General features: G+C 68.0%; 11 protein-coding genes and 1 pseudogene. 5 read left to right on the forward strand and 7 right to left on the reverse strand.

The window, feature by feature from the left end; translation table 11 throughout:
• Positions 1 to 6: 6 nt before the first annotated feature.
• Positions 7 to 645, reverse strand: a complete 639-nt coding sequence (locus ACAM49_RS20940) for a TetR/AcrR family transcriptional regulator (RefSeq protein WP_369637229.1) — start codon at positions 643 to 645, stop codon at positions 7 to 9.
• A gap of 1 nt (position 646) precedes the next feature.
• Complete coding sequence (locus tag ACAM49_RS20945; protein ID WP_369637230.1) at positions 647 to 1294, reverse strand: TetR/AcrR family transcriptional regulator; 648 nt, start codon at positions 1292 to 1294, stop codon at positions 647 to 649.
• A gap of 286 nt (positions 1295 to 1580) precedes the next feature.
• Between ACAM49_RS20945 and ACAM49_RS20950 the strand changes: the two genes are divergently transcribed.
• On the forward strand, positions 1581 to 2159 hold the full coding sequence (locus tag ACAM49_RS20950) for a TetR/AcrR family transcriptional regulator (RefSeq protein ID WP_369637231.1): 579 nt from the start codon (positions 1581 to 1583) through the stop codon (positions 2157 to 2159).
• 12 nt (positions 2160 to 2171) lie between these two features.
• On the opposite strand, the gene ACAM49_RS20955 is transcribed toward ACAM49_RS20950, so the two are convergent.
• Positions 2172 to 2330 (reverse strand): hypothetical protein, encoded by a 159-nt coding sequence (locus ACAM49_RS20955; RefSeq protein WP_369637232.1) that lies wholly within the window; start codon positions 2328 to 2330, stop codon positions 2172 to 2174.
• Between the two features lie 540 nt (positions 2331 to 2870).
• On the opposite strand from ACAM49_RS20955, the gene ACAM49_RS20960 reads away from it, so the two are divergent.
• The 3 genes from ACAM49_RS20960 to ACAM49_RS20970 are packed head-to-tail and all read left to right on the forward strand — an operon-like array spanning position 2871 to position 6893.
• Positions 2871 to 4511: a hypothetical protein gene (locus ACAM49_RS20960; RefSeq protein WP_369637233.1), complete on the forward strand. Its 1641-nt coding sequence runs from the start codon at positions 2871 to 2873 to the stop codon at positions 4509 to 4511.
• Positions 4508 to 5659: a hypothetical protein gene (locus tag ACAM49_RS20965; protein WP_369637234.1), complete on the forward strand. Its 1152-nt coding sequence runs from the start codon at positions 4508 to 4510 to the stop codon at positions 5657 to 5659. Before ACAM49_RS20960 ends, ACAM49_RS20965 begins: the two co-directional genes overlap by 4 nt.
• 34 nt (positions 5660 to 5693) lie before the next feature.
• A complete protein-coding gene (locus tag ACAM49_RS20970; RefSeq protein WP_369637235.1) occupies positions 5694 to 6893 on the forward strand; it encodes an Ig-like domain-containing protein in 1200 nt (399 codons plus the stop codon).
• A 46-nt stretch (positions 6894 to 6939) separates the two neighbouring features.
• Here ACAM49_RS20970 and ACAM49_RS20975 read toward each other — a convergent pair whose 3' ends face one another.
• The 3 genes and pseudogenes from ACAM49_RS20975 to ACAM49_RS20985 form a co-directional block, all read right to left on the reverse strand.
• Positions 6940 to 7173 (reverse strand): hypothetical protein, encoded by a 234-nt coding sequence (locus ACAM49_RS20975; protein ID WP_369637240.1) that lies wholly within the window; start codon positions 7171 to 7173, stop codon positions 6940 to 6942.
• A 172-nt stretch (positions 7174 to 7345) separates the two neighbouring features.
• A pseudogene (locus tag ACAM49_RS20980) lies at positions 7346 to 7507 on the reverse strand (maleylpyruvate isomerase N-terminal domain-containing protein); the annotation flags it as partial.
• Between the two features lie 385 nt (positions 7508 to 7892).
• Positions 7893 to 8393 carry a DUF4240 domain-containing protein gene (locus ACAM49_RS20985; protein ID WP_369637239.1) on the reverse strand — a complete coding sequence of 167 codons (501 nt, stop codon included), beginning with the start codon at positions 8391 to 8393 and terminating at the stop codon, positions 7893 to 7895.
• A 244-nt stretch (positions 8394 to 8637) separates the two neighbouring features.
• On the opposite strand from ACAM49_RS20985, the gene ACAM49_RS20990 reads away from it, so the two are divergent.
• Positions 8638 to 8844, forward strand: coding sequence for a hypothetical protein (locus ACAM49_RS20990; RefSeq protein WP_369637236.1), 207 nt, complete (start codon positions 8638 to 8640; stop codon positions 8842 to 8844).
• 80 nt (positions 8845 to 8924) lie between these two features.
• Here the strand turns inward: ACAM49_RS20990 and ACAM49_RS20995 are convergent, their stop codons facing one another.
• Positions 8925 to 9113 carry a hypothetical protein gene (locus ACAM49_RS20995; protein WP_369637237.1) on the reverse strand — a complete coding sequence of 63 codons (189 nt, stop codon included), beginning with the start codon at positions 9111 to 9113 and terminating at the stop codon, positions 8925 to 8927.
• Positions 9114 to 9300 lie beyond the last annotated feature (187 nt).

The following is a 9300-nucleotide window of genomic DNA, read 5'->3' on the forward strand; positions in this document are numbered from 1 at the left end:
CCGGCGTCAGTCCTTCTCGGCGAACACGTAGTCGACGAGGCCGAGGATGCGGGCGCTGTCGAAGTGGTCCGGATCGTCGAGGATCAGGCGGGCACCGGTTTGGATCAGGCCCTGCACCAGGCGCACCAGGACGTCGAGGTTCACCTCGGCGGCGGTGGCCGGGTGTTCGGCCAGCCAGTCGTTCAGGGCCTGGCGCAAGGGGATTCGCAGGTGGTCGCGGGCGGTGGCGATGCGGTCGCGCAGCGCCGGGGGGACGCCGTCGATCGGGAAGTACACCAGCCGCCAGGTGCCGGGCATGGCGCGCACCTCGGCGAGGAAGCGGTCGAGCGCGGCGCGCAGCACCGTGGTGGTATCCCGGCCGGCGGGGTCGGCGAGTTCGGACATGGCGCGGTGCACGGCCGCGCCCATGCGGCCGGTCTCGCGCTGGATGAGCTGGTCCAGCAGTTCGTCCCGGCTGCCGAAGGAGTCGTACACGACCGGGCGGGTGACGCCGCCGCGATCGGCGACGGCGGCAATGCTCACCTCGGCGAAACCGCTCTCGGCGACAATGCCCATGGCGGTGTCGAGGAGTTGCTCGCGCCGATCGGCGGGTGAAAGTCGTTTGGCGTAGCGGCGTTTGGCCGGTGCGGTCTTCGGGTTCGCCATGTCACGCCCGGCTTCCGGCGATGGGGCCGCCAGCGGTTCCGGCGGCCCGGCCCTCGGTAGTTCCGACGCTGGGGCCGCCGACGACGCGGCGCGCCAGCCAGCGCAGGGTCCGCGAGACCTCGTCGCGGTCGCCCGCCTGCCCCGGGTCGAGCACCAGGCGTGCGGCGGTCTCGCTCACCGCGAGCGCGGCGTGGCTGAGCAGTTCGGCATCCACCTCGCGGTCCTGCACCGCGGCCGCCATGGTGATCAGCATCCGGCTGCGGTCGCGGATCGCGGCCTTCCCCTGTTCCACCCGCTCCGAGGTCCCCGGCGGCGCGCCCTCGGGCGGCATGAGGACGAACCGGAAGCTCTGCGGCGCGGACAGCACCAGCTCCAGATAGACATCGGCGAGCCGACCCGCGAATTCCAGCGGATCCGCCCCCGGCGGGAATTCCGGCATGGACGCCTCCACGAGCTCCATGACCTTCTCTTCCTCGCGATCCAGCAGAGCCGCGAAAAGCTGGTCGCGATCCCCGAATTCGCCGTACAGGGCCGGCCGCGTGACCCCGGCCGCCCGCGCGATGGCGTGCATGCTGGCCGCCGCGAACCCGTCGCGCACGATGAGATCGCGTGCCGCGTCGAGGATCTGCTCGCGTCGCGCCGACACCACTTCTCCACTTCCTTCCGCGCAGGTCCCGACCGACCCGGTGGCGCCAGTGTACGCAACCGGCGCCTTCGCCCCGAGACAGGTCTGTATCCCGGCGGCCATCCCCCGAAAGACGGGAACCCCGTTCCTGTTTCACCGCGCACACCGGATACGTGGGCATCGTGCGCGAATCGGCGCGGCGCGGCGTGGCATCGAGTGGCACGCCACTCGACGTCGCCGCCTCGGCGTCGATCGCCCAAGTCCTATGATCATTAGGATCGACCGTGATGACCCTAGGAAGGAGGCAGGCGTGTCACCCAGGGCTGGTCTGACCACTGAACGGGTGGTGCGCGGGGCCGCCGAGCTCGCGGATGAGATCGGGTTTCCGAAGGTCACGTTGTCGGCACTGGCCAAGCGGTTCGGGGTGAAGGATCCGAGCCTCTATGTGCATGTGCGCAATCTGCATGATCTGCGGGTGCGGGTGGCATTGCTGGCCAGCGGCGAGCTCAATGATCGGATCGGTGCGGCGGTGGCCGGGCGGTCGGGGAAGGACGCGCTGGTGGCGTTCGCCGATGCCTACCGGTCCTACGCGCTGGAGTTCCCGGAACGGTACGCGGCCACACAGATTCGCATGGATCCCGCCGAGGTGGCCGATGAGCCCGCACTGTTGCGCAGTATCGAACTGACCTCGGCCGTCCTGCGCGGCTACGGCCTCGGCGAGGCCGAGAGCCTGGACGCGGCGCGCCTGCTGCGCAGCACCTTTCACGGCTTCGCGACCCTCGAGAGCGCCGGCGGTTTCGCACACTCCCGCTCCCCCGCCGACTCGTGGCCGAACATCGTCGACGCCTTGCACCGGACCCTCGAGAACTGGCCCTCATATAGCGAATGACCGCCCGGCGCGTCAGGCCGGAATCGTGCGATGCGGACGCAGCGGAATGGTGTCGCGAAAAGCTTCGATCGCGGCGGATACTTCGAATGGCGTTGTAGTGCTGGCGATTTCGTTGCGGTAGCGGACCCGACTGGCCACCGCGTCGAGTTCGAACGACCAGACCATCGACATCAACGGATTGATGAACAGCTCGGTGGACCGGGTTCAGGTCGCGGGCCAGCCGGGCGTAGGCGGCACGCAGATCGGCGGGGCCGCCCTTGCGGATCAGGTACACGCGATCGGAGTGGCCGTGGTCGCGCAGCCAGACCGCGAGGTGCTTCTCGGGGAAATAAGGAGTGGATCCGGTTGTGTCGGCGTCGATTTCGTACAGCCCACGGAGCACCTCGCGGGCGCCGGTGCGATTGACGGGGGTGAAGGTGAGGTTCGCCAGGAAGACCCGCTGGCCGCGTTCCTGGAGTGCGAAGGCCAGGGGCAGGCCGCTCAGGAGGTCGAAACCGCCTCCGGCACCGGCGATCAGGATGCGCTCGCAGCTCCGCAGGCGGTGCAGGAGCGGAGTGGTGAACAGGGTCGGTGCGGCCATCTCTCGAAGTATTCAGCACTGGCGCAAGTGGATCACGGACGGCTTTGCCACAAACTGCCGAGAGATGGACTATTCGCGCCAGATCACGCGGTATGTCCAGCCTGTCTCAGACAATCTCCTACCGTGGGGAGGTGGTCAATCAACTTGTCGCCGTGGACCGGTCCGAACAGGTGCTGCAGATCGAGGATGGGCTGCGGTTGAGCGCGGTCACCTATCGCGCGCCCGTGCCGCAGGGGCGGTGGCCGCATCCGCCCGAGTTCGACCAGCTGAGGCATCTTCGGATCAAACCCGTTGACTCGCCGGATGATCCGGCATCAGCGGACGCGATCATCGTGATGCTGCCCGGGGCGATCGCGGGGGCGCGGTCGATGCAGCCGGTGGGTTGCAATACCGTCCGGCGGCTGCTCGCGGCGGGAGTGCGGGCCGAATTCTGGTCGTTGGACCGCAGACCCAACGCGCTCGAGGATCACAGCCCGATTCCGGTGGCGCTGGCCGAGGGCGATCATCGGCTGGCCTTCGATTACTACTATCGCGGGCGCGAAGTCGGCGGGCGGCGGTTCCCGGGCTTCCGCCGCAATCGCGACCTGCGGTTCCTGGCCGACTTCGGGATGGCGCAGGTGGTGGCCGACACCCATGCGGTGGTGAGCGCCGAGATCCCGGATCCGGATGTGCGCGGCGGCAAGCTGTTCCTGGGCGGGCATTCGCTCGGCGGATTCCAGGCCGGGACGTATGCGGGATGGGATTTCGCGGGACGGCCGGGGCACGAGCAGGTCGCGGGGCTCATCGCGCTCGACACGGTGACCAATCTGGACGTGTTCCGGCTGCGATCGCAGCGGCCGCGCCTCGGTGCGGCAGCATCCTCCGCGAGCCGGCTCGTCGATACCTTGGTACCCAAGGCGATTCGCCGCGGATTGATTCCGGGCAGTGTGGCCGTGCGTCCGGTCAGGGTTCCCGAGATGTTCGCGATGCTGGCCGCCGTCGCCACTGCCGCCGTGCTCGCGCCGCACGCGGAATCCGATGTGCTGAGCCTGATTCCGGAGCGCGGCACCGCGGCGCTGGCGGTGCGCGCGGCGGCCTCGCGGACCTGGCGTCAGTTCGCCGGGCTGGGGCCGGATCACCGGAAGCTGCGGCTGACCAACCGGGCCGCGCTGGGTCTGATCGCCAGTGCGCACACCGCGCCGACTCTCGGTGTCCTGTCGATGAACTGCGGCAGTCTGGACGGTCCGGTGGCGCCGTGCACCTGGCCGCTGCCGGAAGGGGCGGCGGGCAGGCCGGTGCTGGGCGCGCTGCGGCAGGCGGGGATGGGCGTCACCCCGCGCCACGCCCCGACCTCCCGCGACCACCTCTACACCTGGCGCAACTTCGACCAATGCGACAGCACGGCAGGGGAATTCGCCGATATCACCGAGCTCGCCCGCATCCTGGCGGGAGGTGAACTGAATGTCTTCGAGGATTACTTCGCCGTCCGGGAAACCCTCGACGTCGCGCCCGCCGCGCTGGGCTGTCGCACCGGTTCGCTCGCGCCGCTGCGCCATGAGCCCGGCGCGGCGAAGCTGCCGTACATCAATCTCATGGGCGAGGCGAGCTTCACCGACGTCATCCGCTTCCTCGACGTGTATCCCAAAGACGCGCACTGGATTCCGGGGTATCTGCACTGCGATGTCGCACTGTCCTCGGACCGCCGCCCCGACGGTGTTCCCGAGCCGGTGGCCGTCCATCTCTCGGAGTTCGTCGGCAAGCAGGTGCGCCGCGCCCCCGGACGCGCCTCATGAGCGCCTGGCGCATCGGCCCGGAGGTCGTTCGCGGCGAGGCGTACCGGCAAGGTATCGGACGGATCCTGCGCGGCATCCGCTTCACCGAACTCGAGGCCCCCGACTGCCGGTTGGCCGCCCAGCGCACCGCCTGGCTCTCGGGCGGCACGGCCGTGTGGAATCACCTGCACGACAATCGATCCGAGCTGGTGATCAACGGCCCGGCGGATCCGCGCTGGACGCCCCGGCAACGCACCCTGCTGCTGGCCGTCGACGAGCTGTACCGCGACCGCTATCTCTCCGACGACACCTGGGCCGCACTGGATCTCACCCCGCCCCAGCGCGTGGACCTCTGCTTCCTGGTCGGCGTCTACACCGCGATCGCCCTGCTGGCCAACAGCTTCGACCGCGACCTCGACCAGCCCGCCGAGGTGGTGCCGCTGCGCGCGGGACGCACCACCGAGCATCCCCGCTGGCTACTGCCCGAGACGCCACGCCTGCCCAATCCGGGGCCGGGTGAGGCCGGGGCGGTCTACCGCTGGTTCTCCAGCGTCATCGGGGCGCTCAACGGTGGCGGCTCGGTGGACGGTGTCGCGATGTTCGGCCGCAGTCCGGTCACGTTCACCACGCTGCTGCCCTTCGTCGCCCGCGCGGGCGCGGTCCGCCTCGCCCGCGACCTCAGCGAACTGGTCACCCTGCGCGCCACCTGGAACGCGGGTTCCCAATACCACCGCGGCCACCATGGCCGCGCCGCCGAATTCGCGGGCCTGTCCCCCGCCGAGATCGACCGCGTCGCCGCCGGACCCGAGGACTCCGGCTGGTCCGAGGATCAGCGCTTGGTCCTGTGTGCCGTCGACGACCTGCAGATCTACCGCCGGGTCGGCGACGACACCTGGAAGCGGCTCACCGTCCGCTTCACCACCTGGCAGATCCACGACATCCTCGTCATCGTCGCCAACTACGAGACCCTGTGCATGGCGCTCAACAGCTTCGGCATCCGCTTCGAGGAGAACGCGTGGCGCGGCGGCCTGCTCACTCCGCTCTGGGCGGCCCTGCGGGCGCGTGGGCGGCGGGCCGCGCATGGTCGAGGAATGGTGTCGGTTGGACGACGGATCGATGCAGACCCGGCTCGTCGGCGTGGCGGGATCGGAGGTCATGGCCCAGGCTGAGTACCAAGATCAGTAACCCGATGGGAGGCACGCGGTGGGACTGCGACGTCGTGAGCTACTACTCGGGTTCGCCGGTGCGGGCGGGCTGGTGCTTGCCGGATGCGGCAGCGAGGAGCGCAAACCCGCCAAACCGCCCGTCCCCGCGGCCATCCGATTCGATCCCCCGCCCGGCGCGGCCGACGTCCTGCCCCGGCGGCCCGGCACGGTCACCGTCACCGACGGCACCCTGACCTCGGTCGAATGGGTCGACGAGACCGGCCGGGTACTTCCGGGCATTCCGGCCCCCGACCATCGCGGCTGGACCAGCGCCGAACCCCTCGGCTACGGCCACACCTACACCGCCAAGGCCCTCGCGCACGGCGAGACCGGCGATATCACCGCCACCACCACTTGCACGACCGCCACCCCCGACCGCCTCGTGGACGTCTCCCTGCGCTCGTCCAACCTGAACGAGATCGCCGAGAACGACACGTACGGAATAGGTTTCGTCCTGGTCGCGCACTTCGACGAACCCGTCGACCGCGCCGCCGCCGAACCCTGCCTGAAGGTCGTCACCGAACCCGCCACCACCGGCGCGTGGTACTGGCTCGACGACCAGAACGCGCACTGGCGCCCCGAGCGCTACCACGCCCCCGGCACCCGGATCACCGTCGCCGCAGACCTTTTCGGCGTCCCGCTCGGCGACGGCGCGTACGGCCAACGCGACCAACGGATCTCGATCACCATCGGTCCCGCCCGCGTCGCCATCGCCGATGACAACACCAAACAGATCGAGGTCTTCGAGAACGGAAACCTGGTGCGCACCATGCCCACCTCCATGGGCATGGGCGGCACCGCCGTAGTCGGCAATCGTGTCCTGTCCTTCTGGACCCGCCCCGGCGTCTACACCGTCCTCGACCGCAAGGACCCGGTCATCATGGACTCCGCCACCTACGGCCTGCCCACCAACTCCCGCCTCGGCTACCGCACCACCATCAACAAGGCCGTCCGCATCAGCCACGACGGCATCTACGTCCACGAACTGGCCGAATCCGTCTGGGCCCAAGGCGTAACCAACGTCTCCCACGGCTGCCTCAACATCTCCCCCACCGACGCCGCCTGGTTCTACGACTTCGTCACCCCCGGCGACATAGTAGAAGTCCGCAACACCGGCGGCGACCCCCTCGACATCTGGCAAAACGGCGACTGGACCCTCCCCTGGCCCGACTGGCTCCACGGCACCGCCCGCGGCTGAGTCCGCCGCGGCGAGAGGGTCGGACCTCTCCCTCGCAGGAGTGGCATCATTCGCCGTCTGGACCGGACCAAGAGGGCGAGCGGCCGAAGGCGGCCACCAGCCGGTCTTCCGGGGCGGACTCGGCGGCGACCGGCACCGGGTGGGCGTAGCCCTTGGGACCTCGCAGTGGCCCGTCCTCGGGGACCGCCGCAGCGATCGGAAGAGCGACCGCCACAAGGTCGGCAGGCAACTCCGGGGCGATCCCCAACGCCTTGGCCAGATCCCAGCGGTGCACCAACATGTCCGCGAGGTGGAGCCGCAATACCAGCCCGACCGGAGAAGCCGAATCGAACTTCGGTATGTAAACCAGCCGATCCTCGGCACACCCCCCAAATGCCTCGCACCACCGAGAAACCCGCCTGCGCAAAGCCATTCCGCGGATCCCGATCCAACATCGCGGCCGCACCCAACAGCCCCGCACTGATCGCTTCGTGCTCAGAATTCATGTGCATCAACAGATCTCGAACCGTCCACCCCACACAGGGCGTCGGCCGATCGAGGTCAGCATCGTTCAGTGCCTCGACAAGTGGCAGCAGTTCGTTCAGCACACGACAGTCCAGCTCATAAACATCCACACCCCGAGATTAAACGCACGATCGTTCGTGTGTCTATCATCGACGCCTCCCAGAGATCGGCCCTCACTACACCGCCGATTTCCGAGTAGGTGGTTGCTCAGTGGTCCAGACAGCCATCGCCCTCGTGGTGGATGTGTCGGAGATTCCGGGCAAGCTCGTTGACTGCACGCTGTAGCGGCGTCGAGTCGCTGGGATCCGGTGCGTAGCTGAGCCATCCCTCGCCTAGGGCATGATCGCATACCTCATGGGCAAGCCGCTCGATCCGGCGTAGGTACGCGCACTCGTCTTCATCAGCAGGCACGTTCATTTTCTATAGCACTGTCATGCCGCAATCACGCGCTGCGGGTAGCGGCGCATCGGTACCCGCGGGCCCTTGACCGGTAGTTCATGCCCAGCCGGCGTGATTGGATGCCGACTCTCGCGAAATGCCGGAGCCGGTGTCGGGGAAGACGCCGAAATGATCGTTGTGCAAGTTCGCGAATAGATAGCACATCGCCTCGCACTCGCCATCGAGTACCGCGACAGCGGGGTCGGCCATCACCGCGTCGTAGAAGTCACGGCCCATCGCGACGATGAAACCTCGGCAATACAGAAACCCGTCGTCGGAACCATCGGTCACCTGCTGGATGTCCGCGCGGTCGATGTCGTACAGCTTGCGTTCGAGCACCCGATCCAACACGGTCAACTCCTGAGCCGACAGGTCCTGGCTCAGCTCCCGCAGCTGGTCGAGGAACCCGTCGAGGTACTCGTCGACGGCATAGGCTTCGTCGTCGCTGTCGCGATCGACCAACCCACTCCGCAGCTGGTTCGGCTCGGCCCCAAGACGTTCCCACGCCTGCTCGATAAGTTCCCAGAACCGAGACTCCTCGGCCGGTGTCGAGATCATGCCCACCGCCGGACGGTAGCAGAACCCGCAGATTCCGCACCATGATGACGAGTTGCGGACGCCAGCCTACTCGCTCACTTTCTGCTACCTATGGCCTCGGAACGCCAATCCCGCTGCAACAGTGTGTGATTAGGCCGGATGATCTTGGTGCGGTTGCTCGCGCCGACTACCGCTGCTGCCGATGATCGATCGCCGCATGTGATGCGTTCGACGGGTTATTCCCTGGATGACTCAGGAGGTCATCATGGGAGCTTTGAACAAACTATTGGGTGCAGTACTGGGCATCCTCGGAGCCGTGCTCGGCGCAGTGCTGGGCATCGTGGCGGGACTCGTCTGGCTGGTCGGAATCATCTTGTCCGCCACCATCATCCTGGCACCGATCGGCATTCCCGTCGTGAAGCTCGGAAAGAGCCTCTTCTCCATCTCCGGGAATCTGATGCACCTGTCGTAGGCACATCTTGCACACCGGGTGTGCGACTCGCGGATCGCGACGCCATCGATTCGGCGCGGGGTCGGGCCGTGATCAAGCGTCTACAGCAGGGGGTGGGTGGCGAGGCGGGATAGGCAGGTGTCGACCATGTCGGCCGGGGAGGTGGTGTCGCTGGAGGCGGCCCAGAGTTCGGTGGCCAGGCGGACCGCGGTGTTGGCCATGGCGGCGGCTAAGGCTACGTCGAGGTCGTCGGTGGGGCGGGCCGTGCGGGCGGCGATAAGGGGGATCAACTGGGCTTCGCAATCCTGTTGTACGCGTAGCCAAGTTGAGCGGAGGGCGGGGAGTTCGGTAGCCGCACGGACCAAGGGGCGCAGGCTTGATTCGGTGATGCCTTCGGCCGCTGACGTGCGAGTCGTGGCCGTGTCATCGCCATGCGGGTGTCCGATGAGGGCCGGTTCGTCAGCGGCACCGGGATCC

It is taken from the genome of Nocardia sp. JMUB6875, from assembly GCF_041154655.1.
In the GTDB taxonomy this organism is placed as follows: Bacteria; Actinomycetota; Actinomycetes; order Mycobacteriales; family Mycobacteriaceae; genus Nocardia.